Source organism: Gordonia sp. ALPHA1B1, assembly GCF_005502615.1.
Taxonomy (GTDB): Bacteria; Actinomycetota; Actinomycetes; order Mycobacteriales; family Mycobacteriaceae; genus Gordonia; species Gordonia hongkongensis.
Genome location: NZ_SCOC01000001.1, coordinates 138,863 through 161,610 on the forward strand (window position 1 = coordinate 138,863; position 22,748 = coordinate 161,610).

At 69.5% G+C, this 22,748-nt stretch carries 19 protein-coding genes; 13 read left to right on the forward strand and 6 right to left on the reverse strand.

The annotated features are described in order from the left end of the window. Positions 1-5 precede the first annotated feature (5 nt). The 7 genes from FFS52_RS00615 to FFS52_RS00645 are packed head-to-tail and all read left to right on the forward strand — an operon-like array spanning position 6 to position 7,687. A complete protein-coding gene (locus FFS52_RS00615) occupies positions 6-1,328 on the forward strand; it encodes an MCE family protein (RefSeq protein ID WP_137808495.1) in 1,323 nt (440 codons plus the stop codon). Further along, positions 1,325-2,365 (forward strand): MCE family protein, encoded by a 1,041-nt coding sequence (locus FFS52_RS00620; RefSeq protein ID WP_137808496.1) that lies wholly within the window; start codon positions 1,325-1,327, stop codon positions 2,363-2,365. The genes FFS52_RS00615 and FFS52_RS00620 overlap by 4 nt, the downstream gene beginning before the upstream one ends. Beyond that, a complete protein-coding gene (locus FFS52_RS00625; RefSeq protein WP_068970355.1) occupies positions 2,362-3,351 on the forward strand; it encodes an MCE family protein in 990 nt (329 codons plus the stop codon). The genes FFS52_RS00620 and FFS52_RS00625 overlap by 4 nt, the downstream gene beginning before the upstream one ends. Then, on the forward strand, positions 3,345-4,448 hold the full coding sequence (locus tag FFS52_RS00630) for an MCE family protein (RefSeq protein ID WP_068970333.1): 1,104 nt from the start codon (positions 3,345-3,347) through the stop codon (positions 4,446-4,448). The genes FFS52_RS00625 and FFS52_RS00630 overlap by 7 nt, the downstream gene beginning before the upstream one ends. Further along, entirely contained in the window at positions 4,445-5,602 is a 1,158-nt protein-coding gene (locus FFS52_RS00635; protein ID WP_137808497.1) for an MlaD family protein, read from the forward strand. Before FFS52_RS00630 ends, FFS52_RS00635 begins: the two co-directional genes overlap by 4 nt. Then, positions 5,599-6,771, forward strand: coding sequence for an MlaD family protein (locus FFS52_RS00640; protein ID WP_137808498.1), 1,173 nt, complete (start codon positions 5,599-5,601; stop codon positions 6,769-6,771). Before FFS52_RS00635 ends, FFS52_RS00640 begins: the two co-directional genes overlap by 4 nt. 40 nt (positions 6,772-6,811) lie before the next feature. Then, positions 6,812-7,687, forward strand: a complete 876-nt coding sequence (locus tag FFS52_RS00645; RefSeq protein ID WP_006898413.1) for a hypothetical protein — start codon at positions 6,812-6,814, stop codon at positions 7,685-7,687. Between the two features lie 93 nt (positions 7,688-7,780). Here the strand turns inward: FFS52_RS00645 and treY are convergent, their stop codons facing one another. The 4 genes from treY to FFS52_RS00665 all read right to left on the reverse strand — a co-directional run bounded on the left by treY (position 7,781) and on the right by FFS52_RS00665 (position 15,657). Beyond that, positions 7,781-10,093, reverse strand: coding sequence for a malto-oligosyltrehalose synthase (gene treY, locus FFS52_RS00650; protein ID WP_137808499.1), 2,313 nt, complete (start codon positions 10,091-10,093; stop codon positions 7,781-7,783). A 4-nt stretch (positions 10,094-10,097) separates the two neighbouring features. After that, positions 10,098-12,506 carry a glycogen debranching protein GlgX gene (gene glgX / locus FFS52_RS00655; protein WP_249356212.1) on the reverse strand — a complete coding sequence of 803 codons (2,409 nt, stop codon included), beginning with the start codon at positions 12,504-12,506 and terminating at the stop codon, positions 10,098-10,100. Between the two features lie 273 nt (positions 12,507-12,779). Next, on the reverse strand, positions 12,780-14,957 hold the full coding sequence (locus FFS52_RS00660) for an acyltransferase family protein (RefSeq protein ID WP_137808546.1): 2,178 nt from the start codon (positions 14,955-14,957) through the stop codon (positions 12,780-12,782). 142 nt (positions 14,958-15,099) lie between these two features. Beyond that, a complete protein-coding gene (locus tag FFS52_RS00665; RefSeq protein ID WP_137808501.1) occupies positions 15,100-15,657 on the reverse strand; it encodes a TetR family transcriptional regulator in 558 nt (185 codons plus the stop codon). A 186-nt stretch (positions 15,658-15,843) separates the two neighbouring features. On the opposite strand from FFS52_RS00665, the gene FFS52_RS00670 reads away from it, so the two are divergent. Genes FFS52_RS00670 through FFS52_RS00695 form a run of 6 tightly spaced genes read left to right on the forward strand, consistent with a single transcriptional unit; the run spans position 15,844 to position 21,101 of the window. Beyond that, entirely contained in the window at positions 15,844-17,160 is a 1,317-nt protein-coding gene (locus FFS52_RS00670) for an adenosylmethionine--8-amino-7-oxononanoate transaminase (RefSeq protein WP_109237674.1), read from the forward strand. After that, complete coding sequence (locus tag FFS52_RS00675) at positions 17,157-18,356, forward strand: 8-amino-7-oxononanoate synthase (RefSeq protein ID WP_109237675.1); 1,200 nt, start codon at positions 17,157-17,159, stop codon at positions 18,354-18,356. The genes FFS52_RS00670 and FFS52_RS00675 overlap by 4 nt, the downstream gene beginning before the upstream one ends. Then, a complete protein-coding gene (bioD, locus tag FFS52_RS00680; protein WP_109237676.1) occupies positions 18,353-19,129 on the forward strand; it encodes a dethiobiotin synthase in 777 nt (258 codons plus the stop codon). The genes FFS52_RS00675 and bioD overlap by 4 nt, the downstream gene beginning before the upstream one ends. Before the next feature lie 53 nt (positions 19,130-19,182). Beyond that, on the forward strand, positions 19,183-20,220 hold the full coding sequence (gene bioB / locus FFS52_RS00685) for a biotin synthase BioB (protein ID WP_109237677.1): 1,038 nt from the start codon (positions 19,183-19,185) through the stop codon (positions 20,218-20,220). 36 nt (positions 20,221-20,256) lie between these two features. Then, the gene (locus tag FFS52_RS00690; protein ID WP_006898423.1) at positions 20,257-20,496 is read left to right on the forward strand and encodes a hypothetical protein; all 240 of its coding nucleotides are present in this window, start codon (positions 20,257-20,259) and stop codon (positions 20,494-20,496) included. Next, entirely contained in the window at positions 20,493-21,101 is a 609-nt protein-coding gene (locus FFS52_RS00695) for a DUF2567 domain-containing protein (RefSeq protein WP_109237678.1), read from the forward strand. The genes FFS52_RS00690 and FFS52_RS00695 overlap by 4 nt, the downstream gene beginning before the upstream one ends. Here FFS52_RS00695 and FFS52_RS00700 read toward each other — a convergent pair. Continuing rightward, positions 21,064-21,834 carry an NUDIX hydrolase gene (locus FFS52_RS00700; protein WP_006898425.1) on the reverse strand — a complete coding sequence of 257 codons (771 nt, stop codon included), beginning with the start codon at positions 21,832-21,834 and terminating at the stop codon, positions 21,064-21,066. The genes FFS52_RS00695 and FFS52_RS00700 overlap by 38 nt on opposite strands. 66 nt (positions 21,835-21,900) lie before the next feature. Continuing rightward, positions 21,901-22,671, reverse strand: a complete 771-nt coding sequence (map, locus tag FFS52_RS00705) for a type I methionyl aminopeptidase (RefSeq protein WP_006898426.1) — start codon at positions 22,669-22,671, stop codon at positions 21,901-21,903. Positions 22,672-22,748 lie beyond the last annotated feature (77 nt).

Consider the following 22,748-nt stretch of genomic DNA (forward strand, 5'->3'; position numbering starts at 1 on the left):
ATCCGGTGAACATCGCAACCGACGGACGCAATCCCTCGATGACGCAGTACGTGCTGCGGGGGATCGCCTTCGTGCTCGTCCTGCTCGTGGTCTTCGTCCTGTTGTTCATGCGCTACCAGGGCGACTTCACCAAGACGGTCGCCGTGACCGCCGACCTCGTCGACGTCGGCGACGGCCTGACCCCCGGCGCCGACGTCCGCTACAACGGCCTGATCGTCGGGTCGGTCGAGTCGATCTCGGTCGACGAGGACAGCCGGGAGGACGCCGCGAAGGTCGTCAAGCAGGTCAAGATCGACATCACACCGAAGCAGGCCGAGGGGATCCCGGCGTCGGTGACGGCGCGGACCGTGCCGTCGAACCTGTTCGGCGTCAACTCCGTCGAGCTGGTGCGCCCCGCCGACCCCGGCACCGAGCGCCTGTCGAACGGCGCCGTCATCCCGGCCGACACGTCGCTGGAGACCATCAAGCTGCAGGACGCGCAGAACGAGCTGAACCGCCTGCTCGACGCGGTGCCGCCGGAGGATCTCGCCGAGGTGCTCGGGACCATCGCCGGTGCGCTCAAGGGCGGCGGCTCGGTGTTCGGCTCGTTCGTGGGCATCCTCCGCAACTACTTCGACTCGATCAACGCGCAGTTCCCGGCCGGCGCCCCGCCGGGCTTCGACAACTTCGACCGCTCGCTGAGCGGCCTCGCCCAGTCGGCGCCGGAGCTGCTCGACGCCCTGGGGCGCAGCGTGATCCCGTCGGTGACGCTCGCCGAGAAGCAGCGAGACCTCGCCGCACTGCTGTCGGGCACCCAGGGTCTGCTCGACCAGACGCAGCTGATGTTCGCGCGCAACGGCAACGGCGGCCAGCGCCTGATCTCCGACCTCAACCGCATGCTGGGCGCCACGGTGCTGGAACCGAACTCGCTGCCGGAGGCGATCGTCGCGCTGAACAAGCTCGCCGCGCGCGTGCTGACGGTCTTCACCGGCACCAACGGCCACTTGCAGCTGAACATCGGCGTCAGTTTCGGCGCGTTCGTGCAGTACAAGCGGCAGAACTGCCCGGTCTACGACGGCGGGCCGTACGGGCAGCTGCGCGGACCGGGATGTGTGGGGCCCGGTACCGGCACCGGACCGACGATGTCGGGTCCGTTGCAGATCTACCCGTCCGACGGGATGCGCCGGAACCGGCCGGTCGGCATGGTGACCACCGATTCGGACAACAAGACTCTCGGCGCGGTGCTGCGCCGCACGCCGTCGGCGGCCGACACGATCATGCTGGGGCCGCTGGTCCAGTCCATCGAAGCAAGTGACGCCGCTGCGCCCGGGCAGGGAGGGGGACGATGAGCTCGGCCTCGGGTTCGATCCGCAAACCGCTGATCGGCTTCTCGATCTTCGCTGTTCTCGCGTTGCTCGTGACCTATGTGATCTTCTCGACCCTGGAACGGTCGGTGTCGGGGTCGACGAACAACTACACCGCCTTCTTCGACGATGCCTCGGGCCTAGCCAAGGGTGACGACGTCCGCATGGCCGGCGTCCGCGTCGGCCGCGTCGACAAGATCGACCTCGACGGCGACCGTGCCCGGGTGGAATTCGAGGTGCAGACCGATCAGCAGGTCTACACCAACACCCGGGCGGCGATCCGCTACCAGAACCTGATCGGCCAGCGGTACCTCAACCTGACCCTCGTCGACGGCAAGCCGAGCGAGCCGCTGAAGCCGGGCTCGACGCTGGAGATGCCGTCGGAGGACTCCTACGACGTCACCAAGTTGCTCGGCGGTTTCCAGCCGGTGTTCGAGACCCTCGACGCCGACCAGGTGAACGCGTTGTCGCAGGGCCTGATCGAGGTCTTCAACGACCCCGACAACACGGTGGCGCTGACCAGGACCGTCGCCGAGGTCGGCCGGCTCGCCGAGGACACCGCCAACCGCGACGTGGTGATCGGCGCGATCATCGACAACCTGAGCACCGTGATGCGCGACCTGTCCCGTCAGGGCGACCAGTTCGGAACGGTGATCGAATCGATGGGCAACCTCATCGAGAACCTCAACGCGAACTCGGCGGCCTTCGGCAGCGCCGTCACCGACATCGGCCGGACCGCAAGCGGATTCGCCGACGTCCTGAGCCGCAGCCGGGACAGCCTGGCCGCCGCCGCCACCAACGGGCGGATCGCCACCAACACGCTCATCGCCAACGGCGCGAAGCTCGACCGGATGGCCGTCGACGCACCGGTCTTCCTCGGGCACTTCGCGCAGGTGCTCGGCGAGGGCGCCTACCTGAGCAGCTACGCCTGCGACCTCGACGTCGCGATCGGCGACGTGCTGCTGCCGCCGGGGATCTTCAACAAGATCGGCGGCACCAACCACTCGGTGGTGTGCCGATGAGCTGGTTTCGCAAGAGCTTCCGCAGCAACTCCCGGGTCTGGACCGGCGTCATCGGCGCGGTCGTCATCGTCGCGCTGCTGCTCGGCGTGACCGCGCTCGCCGAGGCGCATCTCGGCAAGCAGACCCTCACCGCCGATTTCGCCCAGGCCGGTGGCATCCGCCCCGGCGACAAGGTCCGCGTCGCCGGCGTCGACGTCGGCGAGGTCACCGAGACCAAGCTCGCCGGCGACCACGTGGCGGTCGCGATGAAGGTCGACGACGACGTGCACGTCAAGTCCGACGGATCGGCGGAGATCAAGATGTCGACGCTCCTCGGTCAGCGCTATGTCGATGTGTCGCTGGGCCGATCGGACGAGGGCATCAAGGACGGGCACATCGAGAACACCGCGGTGCCCTACGACCTGAACCAGACGATCGAGGAGGGTGCGCCGATCCTCACCGGCATCGACGACAAGACGCTCGCGGAGAGCATCGACGAGCTCAACTCGCAGATGTCGGGTGTCCCGGCGATAACCAAGCCGACCTTCGAGGCGCTGACCCAGATGTCGGAGGTCATCACCCAGCGCAAGGACCAGCTCAACCAGCTGATCGAGGACACCAAGACGATCACGAACATCGTCAACGACAACCAGGCACAGCTCGCCGTGATCGTCGGTCAGGGCCGTGAGCTGACCCAGAAGATCGTGGCGCGCGAACAACTGGTGACCCGACTGCTCGACGGCATCGCCGAGCTGACCGAACAGGCCAGCGCGGTCGCCGGGGAGAACGCGAACCAGTTCGCCCCGATCATGGCCAACCTCAACACGATCACCCAGGGCCTGGAGAAGAACCGCAACAATCTCCGCAAGCTGCTGGAGATCCTGCCGGTGACCGCGCGCCTGACCAACAACGTGATCGGCGACGGCCCCTACGTGAACAGCTACCTGCCGTGGGGCATCTTCCCGGACAACTGGCTCTGCCTTGCCAAGGTGGTGGACGGATGCTGAGCATGACGAAACTGCGTCGCTCGACGCTGCTGGCGGGCATCGCCCTGCTCGCCGTCGTCGGACTCTCGGGATGCTCGATGATCCCGGGCAGCTGGAAGGCCGCGTTCGGTCAGGCGATCGAGGTGACCGCCTACTTCGACAACGTCGCCGGCCTGTACGAGACCAACGACGTCTCGGTGCTGGGCATGCCGGTCGGACAGGTGACCTCCGTGGAGCCGCAGGGCGATCGGGTCAAGGTCACCATGACCATCGACTCCGACATCCCGGTCCCGGCCGACGCGACCGCCGCGATCGTGAACACCTCGATCGTCACCACCCGGCACGTCGAGCTGAGCCCCGTCTACCAGGAGGGTCCGAAGCTCGAGAACGGCAGCGTCATCCAGGAGACGAAGGCGCCGGTCTCGATCGGGGAACTCTTCGACGCCATCGACGGGCTCGTCGTCGCGCTGAAGGGACCGAAGGGCGGCCCGGCCCCGCTGGCCGACATGATCGACATCACCGCGGGGATCGCCGACGGCAACGGCGAGGAGATCCGTGCCGCCCTCGAGCAGCTGGGCGAGGCGTCGGAGGTGGTATCCGGCAACAGCGATGCGCTCGTCGACGTCATCGAGACCATCGAGGGACTGACCACCACACTGGTGAAGAACTACCCGAAGATGACGGCGTTCTCGAAGTCGGTCAACGAGGTGTCGGAACTGCTGGGGCAGCAGTCGCCCGGTCTGGTCGCGACCCTGCGCAACCTCAACCAGACCCTGCAGAACACGACCGAGTTCCTGCGCGGCAACACCAACACGATCTCGGTGTCCTTCGACCGCCTCGCGGCGTTGACCGCGAACCTGAGCGACTACTCGCGTCAGGTGGTCGAGACGATCGACGTGGCGCCGCTGCTGTTCCAGAACCTGAGCAACTCGATCTCCGCCGAGCAGGGCGCGGGGCGAAACCAGGTGCTGCTCGCCAAGTCGCTGGTGGACAACGAGCTGCTCGCCAAGTTCTGTGAGGCGATCAACCTGCAGAAGGACGGCTGCCGCACGGGCAAGCTGAAGGATTTCGGTCCCGACCTGGGCATCTACTCGGCCATGTGGGAGCTGGTCAAATGAGGGCGGCGACAAGGCATTCCCTGCACATCGGGCGCCGTGAGACCACGCCCCGGCGGACCCGGGTGCGCCGGGGGAGCGTCCTCGCGCTGCTGACGGCCGCGCTCATGGGCCTCACCGGCTGCGGCATGCTGCCCGGGCTCACCGTCGAGCAGATCCCGCTGCCCGCGCCGGGCGGCATCGGGGAATCCATCCGGATCACCGCGAACTTCGACAACGCCCTGAACCTGCCGAGCCGGGCGAAGGTGAAGCTCAACGGCATGGACGTCGGGCAGGTCGACACCATCAGCGCCAAGGACTACAAGGCCGTGGTGACGATGGACGTCAGCAAGGACGCGCGCCTGCCGGTCGGCACCGGCGCCGAACTGCGCCAGGCGACCCCGCTCGGCGACGTGTTCGTCGCGCTGCTGCCGCCGCCCGATGCTCCCGATGGCTACATGGGCAACGGGGACACCCTGACCGGTCCCACCTCCGCGGCGTCCACCGTCGAGGATCTGCTCATCAGCATGTCCGGTGTCGTCGACAGCGGTTCGCTCAACTCGCTGACCATCGTCCTGACGGAGCTGAGCAAGGCCGTCGCGACGAATCCGTCGGACCTGAGCGGAGCCATCAACGGACTGACGACCGGTATCCGCAAGCTCAACCAGAACGCCGGCCGCGTGGACCGCTCGCTGGAGACCACCCGGGTCTTCACCGGCGAGCTCGCGGCCGGACGCGCCCAGATCATGGCGTCGATCAACAAGCTCGGTCCCGCCCTGGAGTCGTTGAACTCGCAGATCGGGTCGATCCTCACGACGCTGGACAAGACCCAGACGGTCACCGCGGCGACCAACGATTTCCTCGACACCGACCAGGACGATCTGGTCGAGATGCTCGAGCACCTGAACACGGTGCTCGCCGGGCTGCGGCAGGCGGCGGGCCCGTTGGGCTCGCTCGCCGACAACCTGCACGTGCTGGTGCCCAAGTGGGCCAAGTCCACGCCGGGTAGCGCGGCGGTCGTGTCGGCGAAGGTCTACTGGCTGAACCCGGGCGTCGGATTCGACTCGGCGAGCAGGCTTCCCGAGGCGTCCGACATCGACCGCGGTTCGGAGGCGCTCCAACAGACCGTCGCCCGGTTGCTCGCCCGGCTGACCGGAACCAGGGGGTGCTGCGGATGAGCGGCGTGGTCGGTTTCCTGCGCAAGCACTCGGTGCTGTTCGGCAACATCGCGCTCGTCGTGGTGATGTTCGTCGGCCTTGCCTACCTGTCGATGGGGGCGCTGAGCTGGCGGCCGCTGGAGAGCAAGTACTCGGTGACCATCGACTTCCCGATCTCCGGCGGCCTGCAGGACACCTCGGGTGTCACGTTGCGCGGAGCCAAGATCGGCGACGTCGAGTCGCTGCAGGTGCAACCTGAGTCGGTGACCGTGAAGGTCTCCATCGACTCGCGGTACAAGATCAACCGTAATTCCAAGGTCGCGGCACTGGGGTTGTCCGCGGCGGGCGAGCAGTACGTCGACTTCCAGCCGACCACCAACGACGGGCCGTACCTGAAAGACGGCGATCGCATCGGTCCGGCGCAGACCGAGGTCACCACGCCGTTCCCGGATCTGCTCGAGTCCTCGCTGGAACTGATCCAGGAGATCGACGCCGAGCAGCTGCGGTCGGCCGTCGACAACCTGCGGATCGCGCTGAACACCGACGACGGCAACAACGACCTCAAGGTCCTGTTCGACTCGGGCGGAACGATCTTCGCCAAGCTCTACACCGCGCTGCCGGAGACCACGCGCCTGATCAAGAACGCCGGCACGATCTTCGAGACGACCTCGCAGATCCAGCCCGACTTCGGCGACACCGTCTCGTCGCTGAGTGACCTGATCAACGCCGCGGCCGCCGCGGACAAGGAACTGCGCACGCTCCTCGACCGCGGACCGTCGCAGATGACGAGCCTCGCCGGATCGATCAACCAACTCACCGATCCGGTGACCAACGTGATGAAGCAGTTCCTCGACATCGCCGAGCAGGGCGCACTGCGCGCCCCGGCGCTGGCGGTGCTGCTGCCGTCGATCCGCGACGCCAGCATCAAGAGCCTCGCCATGTTCCACGACGGCGCGTGGTGGGTCTTGGGTTCGGTGTACCCGCGCCCGGCCTGCAACTACCCGGTCACGCCGCGCCGGCCGACCCAGATCCTCGAATTGGCGGTCCCGGTCAATCTGTACTGTGTGACCGAGGATCCCAACCAGCAGATCCGCGGCTCGGCCAACGCACCACGACCGCCGGGCGACGACACCGCCGGACCGCCGCCGGGCTACGACCCGAACGCGCGCACGGTGCCGCTCGACAAATGACGACTCGACACCCGACGAAGACAAGTTGCGTGACCTGTAGATGACAGACCATGAAAACGACCGAGAGAACGCCGATCTCGAGACCCCGGAGGTGACCGCGGACAGCGGCGTCGACGAGGCCGGCGCGGAGACTCCGGCCACGGACGGCTCGGACGCCTCCGACGCGAAGGTGAGCCTCGACAAGCCCGCGGCGCCGCGCGGCAAGACCGCCCGCCGGTCCGCATCGGGGCCGAAGCAGAGCGCCGCCGAGAAGACCACGGCGTCGTCGACGAGAACCGTGGAGTCACGCGGTTCCGACGACACCGCCTCCGGCGACAAGGAGTTCGCGGTCACCATCACCGCACGCGGCATCCGGCGCGCCGTCGGGGCGCTGCTGGTGATCGCGCTGATCGCCGCCGTCGGGTTCCTCGGCTGGCGGACCTTCACACTGCAGCGCGAGGCCGACGCGTTCGCCGACGCGAAGACCGCGTCCGCCGACTTCGTCGGCAAGCTGGTGACGACGCTCAACGCCGAGAACGCCGGAAACTCCAAGGAGCTGCTCGGACCACTCTCGACCGGCGAGCTGCGCAAGCGGCTGGAGCAGGAGCGCGACGACACCGAGCAGAACGTCGAGGCGCTCAAGATCGAGGTGACCTCGAAGATCAACGTCGTCGCGGTGGAGACGGTCAGCACCGACACCGCCAAGACGGTGGTGATGGCCGAGGTCACCGGCCGCAGCGTGAAACTGCCGACCGGCGGGACCAGTCTCATGGTGTTCCGACTCGACCTGGCCAAGGAAGACGGCAAGTGGCTGGTGTCCAAGGTCGACGGCCCGCCCGGCGCCCCGAGCGGCCAGATCGACCCGTCGCAGTCGCTCCCCGGCGGTGGTGCGCCGCAGCAGAACCAGCCGGCCCCAGCGCCGCAGCCGGGAGGCTAGGACCAGGCGCGAAGAGATCCGGTTGCGCCGGCCCCGAATCCCGGGACAAACGCAGCCGGATTTCTTGTGTCCGTCGAGCTGTCGGCGGACCGTTCAGTCCCGCACCAGGATCGCCACCGGATGTCCGGCGCGCGCGGTGTGCAGATCGACGGTTCCCTCGTGGATGGCCCCGCCGCGCACGTCGCGCCACCGGCCGGCCGGCAGCTCGATCGTCGTCGCCGCCGCGGAGACCGGGTCCAGGCTGTGGGTGAAGCGCGCGGTGATGACCACGACCGACGCGCACTCGCCGGTGCCGCGGGCGAAGGCGACGCCGTGGTCGTGTGCGGCGCCGTCGACGGGTAGGCCGGTGTAGGTGCCGGACGGGCCGAAGGCCTCGGGATGCTCGGCCCGCACACGCAGGGCGTTCCGGACCATCGCGGTCTTCGGGTGGTCCGGCGGGCGGCTGAAGTCGACCGGCCGCCGGTTGTCGGGATCGACGAGGGAGTCCTCCCACCACTCGGTGCCCTGGTAGATGTCGGGGACACCTGGTCCGAGGATGGCGATCGCCTTGCGCGCCAGGGCTTCTTGTTCCCACGCAGGGGTGACGCGGCGGACCAGCTCGGTGACGGCGGCCGCGACCGGGGTGGTGGTGACTTCGTCGATCCAGCGTTCGACCGAGACCTCGAACTCCTCGTCGATCTCGGTCCAGGAGGTGTGCAGCCCGGCCTCGCGGCACGCCTTGCGCGCGTATTCGACCAGGCGGGTGCGCAGCTCGTCGGTGACGATACCGTCCGTCGGCCAGACCCCGAAGATGTTCTGCAGCAGGAAGTATGCGGTCAGGCCGTCGGGGATCTCGGTGTTCAGCCACACCTTCTCGATGAGCAGCGACCACCGCTCGGGGACCTGCGAGAGCAGGGCGATCCGGGCGCGGACGTCCTCGCCGCGTTTGGTGTCGTGTGTGGAGGTCGCGGTCATCGCCAGCGGCCACAGGCGGGCTCGCGCCTCGTTGTGCTCGTGGAAGTCGGCCACCGACAACGCGGGATTCGCCGGGTCGCCGCCCACCTCCTGAGCGGACACCAGGCGCGCGGTGCGGTAGAAGAGGCTGTCCTCGACGCTTTTCGCGGTGACGGCGCCGCAGGTCTGCGCGAGTCGCGAACTCGCGGCGCCCGGACTGCGCGTCGCTCGGACGACGGCGCCGAGCGGCCGCGTCAGCTCCGGCCGCTCCGCGGCGATCTTCACCGCGGCCGTCTCCAACCGCGACCGCAGCGACGGATAGTCGGCGCGGTAGACCCCGAGTGCGGCGATGAGCTCCCCGCACGCCTCGGCGATCGCCTCGGAGTCGGCGGCGGGATCGGCGTGGGTGATGGTGCGGACGAGTCTCCGGAGCTCAGTGGGGAAGGATTCGCGCAACGTGGTCAGTTTCTGCCGGTGCTCCACCGCCTCGATCCAGCGCCCGTCGCCGGTCTCGCCGGTGAGGTGCTCGTGCAGCTCGGTCAGCTGGACGACCCCCGAGGGGGCGACGAAGAGGCCGTCGATGACGCGCATCTGGTCGTACCCGGTGGTGCCCTCGACCGGCAGGCTCGGTTCGAGCGGTTCGTCGGGCGCGAGGATCTTCTCGATGTAGATCAATCGGTCGTCACCCATGTCGGAGCGCAGCCGCTGCAGATAGTGCTGCGGGTCCCACAGGCCGTCCGGATGATCGACGCGCACACCGTCGATCAGGTCCTCGGCGGCCAGATCCCGCAGCCACTGGTGTGTGGCGTCGTAGACGACCGGGTCCTCCTGGCGGAGTGCGGCGAGTTCGTTGACGGTGAAGAAGCGGCGGTACCCGATCAGGCCGCTGTTCCAGGGCACGAGCTTGTAGTGCTGGCGCGCATGGACTTCCGCGGGGGTGCCGTCCCCGGTGCCCGGGGCGACGGGGAAGGAGTGGTCGTAGTAGCGGAGGTTGCCGTGCCGGTCGATCGTGAGCGGACTCAGGTCGCCGTCGGCCGCGACGACGGGCAGGGCGATCTTGCCGCCGGCGCCGTTGTCCGCGGAGAAGTCCACGTCGAAGAACGACGCGTACTGCGAATGCGGTCCGTGGCGCAGCAGGTCGGCGAACCACGGGTTGGCGAGCGCGTCGGCGACGCCGGTGTGGTTGGGCACGATGTCGATGATGAGTCCGAGCCCGCGTTCGGTTGCGGCCCTGCGCAATTCGCGCAGGCCGTCGAGCCCGCCGAGGATGTCGGAGACCGTCGGCGGTGGCAGCCAGTCGTAGCCGTGCGTGGAGCCGGTGGCGGCGGTGCCGATGGGGGACAGGTACACGTGACTGACCCCGAGGTCGACGAGATGGTCCAGGGTGGAGACGACGTCGGCGAAGGTGAAGTCGGCGTTCACCTGGAAGCGGTAGGTCGCGCGCGGTTCCGGCCGCCCCGGTCGGGTGCCCATGGGCCTACGCGGTCTTCCGCAGGACGAGGACGGCCCGGCCGCCGACCGTCACGGTGTCGCCCGCGGACGCGGTCAGCCCCGAATCGCCCGTGGGGCACGTGGTGTCGAGTTCGCCGACCCATTTTAGGCCGTAGGAATCGGGCGGGAGGGTGAAGTCGATCGGCTCATAGTGGGCGTTGAAGCAGATGAAGAACGAGTCGTCGACCACCCGTTCGCCCCGCTCGTCCTTCTCCTCGAGACCGTGGCCGTTGAGGAACACGGCCAGGCTCTTGCCGAATCCGCTGTCCCAGTCCGCCGTGGTCATCTCGACCCCGGCGGGGGTGAGCCAGGCGATGTCGAGGGCCTGGGTGCCCCAGCGAATGGGCTTGCCCGCGAAGAAGCGACGCCGCCGGAACACCGGGTGCGCGGTGCGCAACGCGATCGCCGTGCGGGTGAACTCGAGCAGGTCGTCGTTCTCCTCGGCGAGGGACCAGTCCATCCAGGACAGTTCGTTGTCCTGGCAGTAGACGTTGTTGTTGCCCTGCTGGGTCCGGCCGATCTCGTCGCCGTGCGCCAGCATCGGGGTGCCCTGCGACAGGAACAACGTGGCCAGGATGTTTCGTTGTTGGCGGGCGCGCAGCTCGTTGATCTCGGGATCGTCGGTGGGGCCCTCGACCCCGCAATTCCAGGATCGGTTGTGGCTCTCGCCGTCCCGGTTGTCCTCGCCGTTGGCCTCGTTGTGCTTCTCGTTGTAGGACACCAGGTCGCGCAGCGTGAACCCGTCGTGGGCGGTGACGAAGTTGATGCTGGCCAGCGGCCGGCGCCCGGTCGCCTCGTAGAGATCCGACGACCCGGTGAGGCGGGAGGCGAACTCGCCCAGCGTCGCCGGCTCGCCGCGCCAGTAGTCGCGGACGGTGTCGCGGTACTTGCCGTTCCACTCGGTCCAGAGGGGAGGGAAGTTGCCGACCTGGTAGCCGCCCTCGCCGATGTCCCACGGTTCGGCGATGAGCTTGACCTGGCTGACCACCGGATCCTGTTGCACCAGATCGAAGAACGCCGAGAGGCGGTCCACGTCGTGCAACTCGCGGGCCAGGGTGGAGGCGAGGTCGAAGCGGAAGCCGTCGACGTGCATCTCGAGAATCCAGTACCGCAGCGAGTCCATGATCAGCTGCAGGGTGTGCGGATGCCGGCCGTTGAGGCTGTTGCCGGTGCCGGTGTAGTCCATGTACATGGCGGGATCGTCGTCGACGAGGCGGTAGTACGCGGCGTTGTCGATGCCCCGGAAGCACACGGTCGGACCGAGGTGATTGCCCTCGGCGGTGTGGTTGTAGACCACGTCGAGGATCACCTCGATGCCGGCGTTGTGGAACTCGCGCACCATGGCCTTGAACTCGGTCACCGCGCTGGCCGGCTGGTCGGGGTTCGACGAGTACTCGATGTGCGGCGCGAAGAACCCGAAGGTGTTGTAGCCCCAGTAGTTTCGCAGGCCCTGGTCGCGGAGCACAAAGTCCTGCATGAACTGGTGGACCGGCATCAGCTCGATGGCGGTGACGCCCAGCGACTTCAGGTGGTCGATGATCACCGGGTGGCAAAGCCCGGCGTAGGTGCCCCGGAGGTGCTCGGGCACACCGGGATGCGTCATGGTCATGCCCTTGACGTGGGCCTCGTAGATGACCGTCTTGTGGTACGGGCGGTTCGGGGAGCGGTCGTTCTGCCAGTCGAAGTAGGGGTTGATGACCACCGACACCATGGTGTGCCCGAGCGAGTCGAGGCCCGGCAGGTCGTCCGACGATCCGGCGACCGGCGGGGAGTCGTGGGGTGCCTGGTCCGGCTCCGGCCCGGCCGCGGGTTCCCCGGAGTCCTCGGGCTCGTCTGCGCTCTCTGCTTCCTCGGCATCCGCGGTCGCGTCAGGGGACCCGTCCACGCCGGTGGACTCCGGCGAGGCGCCCTCGGCCTGATCCGGCGCGGCCGACGCCTCGGCGGCGTCCCCGGGATCGGGGGACCCGTCGCCTGCGACCTCGTCTGCCCCGGCATCCGGCAGGCGATAGGAGAACAGCGAGGCGTCGCCGTCGAAGTCGCCGTAGAAGGCCTTGCCGTACGGGTCGAGGAGCAGCTTGCTCGGATCACATCGCAGTCCGCGCGAGGGATCGTAGGGGCCGTACACGCGGTACCCGTAGAACTGTCCGGGCCCGATGTTGGGCAGGTAGCAGTGCCAGCAGTAGCCGTCGACCTCGTCGAGGCGGATGCGGCGTTCCTTGCCGTCCCGGTCGATCAAGCAGAGCTCGACGGCCTCGGCGACCTCGGAGAACAGCGAGAAGTTGGTGCCGGCGCCGTCGTAGGTGGCGCCGAGCGGATACGGCGTGCCCGGCCAGACCGGTATCGGCGCCGGCTCGGGTTCGACCAGGGCGTCGGCCTGGATCGGGTCGTCCGGCATCGGCACCGCGGGCGACACGGTGCCACCGGCGGCGGTGTCGCCCGCCACGGTGTCACCGGATGAGGAGTCTCCCGGGGACGGGGCGCCCGCGCCGGGATCATCGGAGTCCGGCGCCTGCTGCTCCGGGGTCGGCGATACGGTCATGCCCGGCTTCCTGACGACGTCATGCACCGACCCTAGTCGGGTCGGGCCGGGCGGTCATCTCGGAGAGATTTGCCCCGCGGCAGTCCGCGTTACGACCGCAAGGATGGTGTGCGGTGGTGAATGGGCAGGTCAGGGTACGTCGGGGCCGGCCCACGGGATGGCGAGCGCCATCTGGCGCCCCAGCTCGTCGATGAGGCTGCGGACGAAGGTCGCGCTCAGGTGGTGCGGGTCCTTGTAGACGGTGATGTTGCCGACGATGGCCGGACAGAAATCGTCGGTGCAGATGCCCTCGGACATGTCCAGCGGGTGGAAGTCCGGTCGGGTCGCGGCCAGTTCGAGAGCGGGGTCATCGGGTGCCAGGACGGCCGCGCGCCGGGAGCCGCAGCTCTCCGCGTCGCCGCCGTCGGCGAGGCAGATGGGCGTGTCGATCGTCCCCTTGGCGTTCTTCGGCCACGGGGTGTCCCGCATGCCGAACACCGGGATCCCGGCGTCGAGGAACCGGTCGAAGATCGGGACGTAGTCCGGCGGAACCCAGTCCCCCGGCTTGTAGTCGCGCGGGCGCGTCGAGTTGGTGAAGACCGCGTCGGGCTTGTCGGCGATGATCTCCTCGATGACGCGCTGACCCCAGTCGTAGCACTCGGGGTAGGGCACCCCGCGCTGCTTGGGGACCTTGTTCGTCGACAACGGGCAGCCCATCTTCAGGTACGTCTTGACCTTGAAGCCGTTGCGCTTGCCGAGCGTGTCGAGCGCCGAGATCCACATCTCGGCGTGTGAGCCGCCGGCGAGGGCGATCGTGCGCGTCGCGTTGGGATCGCCGTAGACGCCGACGTGGATCTCGTTGTCGGTGAAGTCGCTCATGAAGCCGTCGGTGGACGTCTCGGGGAAGTCCTGGATCACCTCGAGCGCCGACGGCTGCGGGTCCACGGCCGGCACGGGCCACCCCTCGAGGAGGGCCCGGGCGCCGGGGTAGAGGCGCGGGTCGAGATTCTTGGTGTCGACGACGATGTTGTCGACGTGCCGCTCCCACAGCTTGATCCCGACACCCGCGACGACCGTTCCCGCGACGAGGATCGCGGTCACCACCGAGGTGTAGGACAACCACCGCGAACGGCCCTGCCGGTCTCCGCGCGCCAGCGCCGAGCGGTCGCCCTCACGCAACGGGTCCTCGATGTAGCGCTTGGTGAGCCACGCCAGCCCGATGGACACCGCGAGGATGCCGACGCCCTCGATGAAGTTCGCGTGGTTCTTGTCGCGCCAGGTCAGGTAGAAGATGAGCAGCGGCCAGTGCCACAGGTACAGCGAGTAGGCGATCGTGCCCAGCCACACCGGCCAGGTGGAGGCCAGCGCGCGGTTGGCGACCGGCATGACGTCGGGCGCGGCGTGTGCGCCGTGGGCGGGTAGCTGCAGCGCGGTCGCGCCCGCCCAGATGATCACCAGCGTCGCGCCGACCGGGAACAGCGCCATCGGGCCCGGGTACTCGTTGACGCCGTCGATCCACCAGCCGCAGCTGATGATCAGCCCGAGGGCCCCGACCGTGGCGAGGTTGCGCACCCAGTTGGGGACCCTGAGGGACGGCAGCCAGATCGCGAGCAGACCGCCGACGAGCGGCTCCCACAGTCGCGAGATCGTCGAGTAGTAGTTGTACGGCTGGTTGATCGCCATGCCGCGGTGCGCCCACCAGAACGACCCGAGGGCGACGACGAGGACCGCCGCGAAGACCAGGACCTTGATCACGCGCGGATCGGCGAACGGGCGGACGGCCTTCGCGAGCAGCTTCAGAAGACCCGCGAAGAGCAGCGCGACGACCAGCGTCAGGACGAAGAACTGCCCCTGCATGGACATCGACCAGATGTGCTGCAGCGGGCTGTTCGCCGAGCTCGCGGCCAGGTAGTCCTGGGAGTTCTCGGCGAGGTACCAGTTCTGGTAGTACAGCGCGCTGGCCACGATCTCGTGGCCGATGTTGGCCCAGCGCGTGTCGGGCAGGATGAGCACCGTCAGCACCGTCACGGCGAGCAGCACGGTGATCAGCGCCGGCAGGAGGCGTCGGAGCAGTCGCTTGAGCCGCGGCCACGGGTTGAGGGTGTCGCGGAAGGTGACGTGCGGCTTCTGGGCGTAGATCGCATGCCGCAGGAGTGACCCGATGAAGAAGTAGCCCGACAGGGTGAGGAAGACGTCCACGCCGCCGGAGACCTTGCCGAACCACACGTGGAAGCAGGCCACGAGGGTGATGGCGATGCCGCGCAGACCGTCGAGGTCGGTGCGGTAGGCAGGCGTCGTCGGCGTCGAGGGGGCCGACTCCGGCGCCACTACTCGGGTCGTCGATGCCACGCGGGACTCTTTCGGGTCGGGAACGGTTTCGGCCGGGTAGCAATGTACCCGCCGAATCTGTGAAAACCCGACTCCACCGGTCCCGACACCCGGGTGGGATGGGTCACCGCCGGTCGGGGGCCTACGAGCGGCGGCGGGTGCGCGCGCCGTCGAGGATGACCTCGAGCCCGTCGGCGAACTCGCCGCCGAAGTCGCGCCCGGACGGCCCGATCACCCCGAGTCGCTCCATCTGGGCCCGGGTCTGCTCTTCGATGGTCAGGCCGATGACGAGCTGGCAGATCGCGGTGCTCACCGCCTCGGCGTCGCGGAGGGACAGCCCGCCGGTGTGCGCGGCGGCGGCGATGTCGGCGGCGATGGCTTTCGTGGACAGCCCGCTGGCCCAGCTCGACGAGACGACCTCGGCGCTGTCGGGCACGTCGAGCAGCGCTGCGCGCATGCCGGTGGCCAGCAGATTCAGTCGTTCGTCCCAGGGCAGGTCGGCGGGCGGGATCGCCACCGCGCCGAGGATGTCGTCGGCGAGCGCGGCGAGCAGCGTCTGCTTGTTGGGGAAGTGCCAGTACAGGGCGTTGGGGCTGACCCCGAGCTCGGCGGCCAGGCGGCGCATCGACAGGTCGGCCAGGCTGTGCTCGCGGAGGATGTCGCGGGCTGCGCGGAGGACGTCGGTGCGGCTGTTGCTCATCGAGGTCAGCGTAGTGACCGCCGCCCGCGCGGCCGGCGGCCGCGTCCCCTCTGCCAGGTCCCGGTCGGTGTCCGTCCGTGTCGCCTGTACACCGTCCAGGAGTTGCCTGTACGGTGTCCAGGACACCTGGACGGTGTACAGGTGATGCCGTCCACACGCGCAGGGGAGAGTGAGGAGACGTTCGTCGTGGACCACGCGGAGATCAGCCGTGTCGACGCCGACCACATCTGGCACCCGTATGGCGCACTGCCCGCCGCGACCCGCCCGCTCGTCGTGACCTCCGCGTCGGGGGTCCGCCTCGAACTCGCCGACGGCCGGACGGTGGTCGACGGCATGAGCTCGTGGTGGGCGGCGATCCACGGCTACCGGCACCCGCGTCTCGACGCCGCGGCCGCCGTCCAGCTCGGCCGGATGTCGCACGTGATGTTCGGCGGCCTGACCCACGAACCGGCCGCCCGGCTCGCCCGACTGCTCGTCGAGCTCACCCCGGAACCCCTGCAGAAGGTCTTCTTCTGCGACTCCGGCTCGGTCTCGGTGGAGGTCGCGGTCAAGATGGCGTTGCAGTACTGGCGCAGCCGCGGGCAGTCGCGGCGCACCCGATTGCTGACCTGGCGCGGCGGCTACCACGGCGACACGTTCACCCCGATGAGCGTCTGCGACCCCGAGGGCGGCATGCACTCGATGTGGACGAAGGTCCTCGCCGAGCAGGTCTTCGTCGACGCCCCGCCCGCCGACTTCGACGCCGGGTACGTGGCGATGCTCGACGCCGCGGTCGCCGAGCACCGTGACGAACTCGCCGCGGTCATCGTCGAGCCGGTGGTCCAGGGCGCCGGGGGCATGCGCTTCCACGACCCCGCATACCTGTCTGCGCTCCGCGACATCTGCGACCGTCACGACGTGCTGCTGATCTTCGACGAGATCGCCACCGGATTCGGCCGCACCGGAACGCTTTTCGCCGCCGACTCGGCACGGGTCGCACCCGACGTCATGTGCGTCGGCAAGGCCCTCACCGGCGGATACCTGACGCTCGCCGCGACGCTGTGCACGACGCGCGTCGCCGAGGCCATCAGCGCCGGGGAGGCCGGCGGCCTCGCCCACGGACCGACTTTCATGGCCAATCCGCTGGCGTGCGCGGTGGCCGTCGCCGCCATCGAACTGCTGCTGGAGACGCCCTGGGCCTCGCGGGTCGCCGAGATCGAGGCGCGACTCGCCGGCGGACTCGCGCCCCTTCGCGAGGTGGACGGCGTCGTCGACGTGCGGGTGAAGGGCGCGATCGGTGTGGTCGAACTCGACCGCCCGGTGGACATGTCGGCCGCCACCGAGGCCGCCGTCGACGCCGGGGCCTGGCTCAGGCCGTTCCGCAACCTCGTCTACACGATGCCGCCGTTCGTCTGCGCACCTGACGACGTCGATCTCATCGTCGCCGGAATCCATGCCGCGGTGCACGCCACGCTCGTCGAGACCTCCTGTGCCACGGTCGAACTCGCGGGGGCGCGGTCATGACGCTCGCATCGGATCGGCCGTTCGCCCCGGGCGGCCCCGGCACGGGACCGGATGCCACGGGCGAGGTCGGCCTCGCCTGGCTCGCCGGGGCGGCCCGCGACCGCGCGGCGGCCGGTCTCCATCGCGACCCCCATGTCCGGCGGGACGGCGCCGCGGAGATCAACCTCGGCTCGAACGACTACCTCGGCCTCTCGGCCCACCCGGACGTCATCGCCGGGGCGCGGGAGGCCGCCCGGCGGTGGGGTGGCGGTTCGACCGCGTCGCGACTGGTGGTCGGCACGACGCAGGCCCACGTCGACCTCGAGAACGAGCTGGCCGACTTCCTCGGGTTCGAGGCGGCGCTGGTCTTCTCGTCCGGTTTCCTGGCCAACATCGGCGCCGTCACCGCACTCGCGGGGCGCGGCGACCTGATCGTCAGCGACACCGGCAGCCACGCGTCGCTGATCGACGGGTGCCGGCTCTCCCGCGCGCGGGTGGTCGTCGTCGACCGCGGCGATCACGAGGCGGTGCGCGCCGCTCTCGCCGATCGGACCGAACAGCGTGCGCTCGTCGTCACCGACTCCGTCTACAGCATCGACGGCGACCCCGCCCCGATCGCCGACCTCTACGCCGCCGCACGCGCCCACGGCGCGGTGCTTCTCGTCGACGAGGCGCACGCGGTCGGCGTGCGCGGGCCCGGTGGTCGGGGCATCGTCGCCGAGCACGGACTCTCCGGCGCGCCCGACCTGGTGGTCACCTCGGTGCTGTCCAAGTCGCTGGGGTCGCAGGGCGGGGTGGTGCTCGGCACCGGTCTGCTGCGGTCGCACCTCGTCGACTGCGCGCGCACGTTCATCTTCGACACCGGGCTCAACCCGGCGGCCGTGGGCGCCGCGCGCGCCGCGCTCGGCGTAGTGCGGGCGAACCCGGATCTGCCGGACCGGCTGCGCGCCAACGCCCGTCACCTGGCCAGGGCCTGTGGGGCGGAGGAACCGCAGGCCGCGGTCATCTCGATCATCGTCGGCGACCCGCAACGCGCCGTGGCCGCGGCGGCCGCATGCCGCGACCGCGGCGTGCTCGTCGGATGCTTCCGTCCGCCGTCGGTGCCGCCGGGAACCTCGCGGTTGCGCATCACGGTGCGCGCCGACCTCGACACCGCGACCCTCGACCACGTCGCCGGGGTCGTCGACGAGGCGCTGCGACAGGTGGGGGTGCGATGACCGCGCGCGGACGCGTCCTCGCGATCACCGGCACCTCGACCGACGTCGGCAAGACCGTGGCGACCGCGGCACTGGCGGCCGCCGCGCGGGCGGGTGCGCCGACCACTGTGGCCGTGTGCAAGCCCGTCCAGACCGGGGTCGCCCCGGGCGAACCCGGTGACCTCGCCGAGGTCGCTCGTCTCGCCGGCCCGGTCACGACCGTCGAGTGCTATCGCTATCCGGAGCCCCTCGCGCCCGACACCGCGGCCCGCCGAGCGGGGCTGCCGTTCGCCGATCCCGCCGTGATCGCCGGCGAGATCGACCGCCTCGCAAGCACTTACGAGCTGACCCTGGTCGAGGGTGCGGGCGGGGTCATGGTCCGGCTGGGGGAGACCGCGACCCTGCTCGACGTCGCGGGCCCGGTCCTGGACCCGGCAACGGCCGACGGCGTGCTCGTCGTCGTGAACCCCGGCCTCGGTGCGCTCAACCATGCCGAGCTGACCGTCGACGCCATCCGCGCCCGTGGCCTGCGCCCGGCGGGCCTGGTGATCGGGTGGTGGCCGGAGGAGCCCGATCTCGCCATGCGGTGCAACCGCGACGACCTGCCGCGGGTGACCGGCGTGCCGGTGGTCGGGGTGCTGCCCGCCGGTGCCGGCGAGCTCGACCCCGCGGGGTTCGGCCGTCTCGCACCCACCTGGTTCGACCCAGAGTGGCTCGACGGTCTCCGCACGGTGGCCGTCCGCCCCGAACCCGCCACCCCCGCAGACCTGCCGGAACAGCTCATCCGGACCTGAAAATCTCTACCGCACCGGCACTTTCGCCGGATCACCAGCAAGGAGTTCCACCAGTGACCCAGGCAACCGTTGACGCAGCCCGCGACGTCCGGGCGTCCGACGACATCCTCGCGATCGCCCGCGAGCAGGTGCTCGAGCGTGGCGAGGCCCTCACCGAGGAGCAGGTGCTCACCGTCCTGCGCCTGCCCGACGACCGTCTCACCGAGCTGCTGCAGCTGGCCCACGACGTCCGGATGCGGTGGTGCGGTCCCGAGGTCGAGGTCGAGGGCATCATCTCGCTCAAGACCGGCGGATGCCCGGAGGACTGCCACTTCTGTTCGCAGTCCGGCCTGTTCGCCTCCCCGGTGCGCAGCGCGTGGATCGACATCCCGTCCCTGGTCGAGGCGGCCAAGCAGACCGCCAAGACCGGTGCCACCGAGTTCTGCATCGTCGCCGCGGTCCGCGGCCCCGACAAGCGGCTGCTGAGTCAGGTCGCCGCGGGCATCGAGGCGATCCGCAACGAGGTCGACATCCAGATCGCCTGCAGCCTGGGCATGCTCACCCAGGAGCAGGTCGACCAGCTGCGCGACATGGGCGTGCACCGCTACAACCACAACCTGGAGACCGCGCGCAGCCACTTCCCGAACGTCGTGACCACCCACACCTGGGAGGAGCGCTGGGACACGCTGCGGATGGTCCGCGAGGCCGGTATGGAGGTGTGCTGCGGCGGCATCCTCGGCATGGGCGAGACGCTCGAGCAGCGCGCCGAGTTCGCCGCGGAGCTGGCCGAACTCGAGCCGGACGAGGTGCCGCTGAACTTCCTCAACCCCCGCCCCGGCACGCCTTTCGGGGATCTCGACGTGCTGCCCGCCACCGAGGCGCTGAAGGCCGTCGCCGCGTTCCGCCTCGCACTTCCGCGCACCATCCTGCGCTTCGCCGGCGGCCGCGAGATCACCCTGGGCGACCTCGGGGCCAAGCAGGGCATCCTCGGCGGCATCAACGCCGTGATCGTCGGCAACTACCTGACGACGCTGGGGCGGCCGGCCGAGGACGATCTCGACCTGCTGAACGACCTGTCGATGCCGATCAAGTCGTTGAACGACACGATCTGACGTCGACCCTCGCGACGATCGGTAGCGTGTTCACTCATGATCGACACCGTCCCGGGCCCGCTCGCCGAACCGTGTAGGTACGGCGTGTACACGGGTATCGAACTGGAACTGCAGTCACCCGACGCGATCCCGCCCGCCGCGCGCCTGGGCCTGGAACCGCCGCGCTTCTGCGGACAATGCGGGCGGCGCATGGTGGTGCAGGTCCGTCCCGACGGTTGGAGCGCACGGTGCTCCCGCCACGGCACGGTCGACTCCGCCGAGTTGGGCCGCCGGTGACCCCGCGCGTCGAACGCCCGGTATCGGTGCTGGTCGCCATGACCGTGGCGGTGGTGCTGATGGGCGCCATCGCCGGCATGGTCTGGGGTGTGCTCACCCCGCCGACCACCGGCGTGGTCGTCCGTGGGCTCACCCCCGCGCTGGTCACCACCGACTTCGGCGGCGTCGCGGCCTTCGCCCTCACGATGTTCGGCTACGGCGCGGCCGCGGCCCTCGTCGTGTGGATCGCGGTGCGGGCCTGGCGCGGCGTGGTCGGCTTCCTCGTGCCGGTCCTCGGCACGGTGGCCGGTTCCGCGGTCGCGGCCGAGACCGGGATGTGGCTGGCGGGCATGCGATTCGACGACGACGTGACCGCGTTGCCGGTCTCGTCGGTATACGAGGTCGCTCCCGAGTTGTGGCTCGAGGGCGGAACCAGTGTCGGGTACAGCTCCCCGTGGATTCTCCTCATCTGCGCGCCGTTCGCCTTCGCGATCGTCTACCTGGTGTGTGTGTTGTCCGCGCGCACGGCCGATCTCGGCGTCGGAGACCTGCCCGACGACCCGTTCGCCGAGCCGGCCGGAGCAGAGCTCACATCGGGGGACGCAGCGTCGCGAACTCGTCTGTGACGCGTAATTCGTTGTCGGCGAAGGCGTACAGCGCCGGCGGGCGACCGCCGGCACGGCCGGTCTTGCCGACGGTGCCGGTGGACACCACCACGGCGCGTCGGCTCAGGATGCGCAACAGGTTCGTGGTGTCGACCGGGTAGCCCAGCGCCGCGCAGTAGATCTCCGACAGCTCCGACATCGGAAAACGTTTGGGCGCGAGGGCGAAAGCGATGTTCGTGTACGAGAGTTTCGCGGCGAGCCGGTGCCGGGCCGTCTCGATGATCGCGGCGTGGTCGAACACGACCTCGGGGAGGGCGTCGACGGCAAACCAGCCGGCGCCGCCGGGAAGGCCGGACGACGCGTCGGACGGGACGAGCCCCAGGTAACTCGATGCGATCGTGCGGATACCGGGGACCCGATGGGGGTCGGAGAACACCGACAGTTGTTCGAGATGGGCGACGTCGCGGACGCCCATCGTCTCGGTGACGAGACGGCGTGCGCTGGCCGACAGGTTCTCGTCGTCGGCGACGTCGCCGCGGGGCAACGACCACCGCCCGGCAGGGACCTCCGAGAGCAGGACGCTCAGCACCGGGTGCGCGGCATCGGCGTCGGCCGGCGTGCGGACCTGGAAGACGACGGGCAGCACCTCGACCCGCAGACCGGCGCCGCGCTCGTCGGCCGGGTGCGTATCGGCGTGGGGCCCACCGGAGGAGGGGCCGTCGGTGGAGGAGGAGTCGGTCCCGGCGGCTGGCATGCGGTGATTGTATGGCCCCGGCGCGTGTCCGCGACGCAGGAACGATCCGACGCGGCGCCCGCCCCGTCAGGCGGGTCGTGCGGTGAGCACGCGCGCCTCGCCGTCGGTGATCGCGATCGTGTGCTCGCTGTGGGCGCCGCGCGAACCGTCGAACGACCGGATGGTCCAGCCGTCGGCGTCGAACTTGATGCGTTCGGTACCCAGCGTGAACCACGGTTCGAGCGCCAGGGTCAGTCCCGGCCGCAGCTTCATCCCGCGTCCGGGCCTGCCGATGTTCGGCACGTGCGGGTCCTCGTGCATGGTCCGGCCGAGTCCGTGCCCGCCGAACTCGGTGTTGACCCGGTACCCGCGCGACTTCGCGACGGCGCCGATCGCTGCGGAGATGTCGCCCAAGCGGGCCCCGGGCCGGGCCGCGTCGATCGCCGCGCGCAGCGCCTCCTCGGTGGCGGCGACCAGGCGCTGGTCCTCGGGGCGGGGCGTGCCGACGATGACGCTGCGCGCGGAGTCGGCCACCCAGCCGTCGATGGAGACCGCGATGTCCATCGACAGCAGGTCGCCGTCGGCGAGCACGTAGTCGTGGGGGAGCCCGTGCAGTACCGCGTCGTTGACCGACAGGCAGATGACGTTGCGGAACGGGCCGTTGCCGAAGGACGGTGCGTAGTCCCAGTAGCAGGACTCGGCGCCGCGCTCGGCGATCATCTCGCGGGCGCGCTGCTCGAGGTCGAGCAGGTTGACACCGACGTCGGCGCGTTCGGCGAGGTCGGCGAGGAGTTCGGCGATGAACGCGCCGGTGACCGCCATCGCCTCCACCTCGGACGGTGTCTTGAGCTCGACCATGTTCTCGGGTTCCCTTCGGTGGCTGCGTCGATCATCGGCAGATGAATCCCGGTATAGAAATACCGGGGCGTACCGGT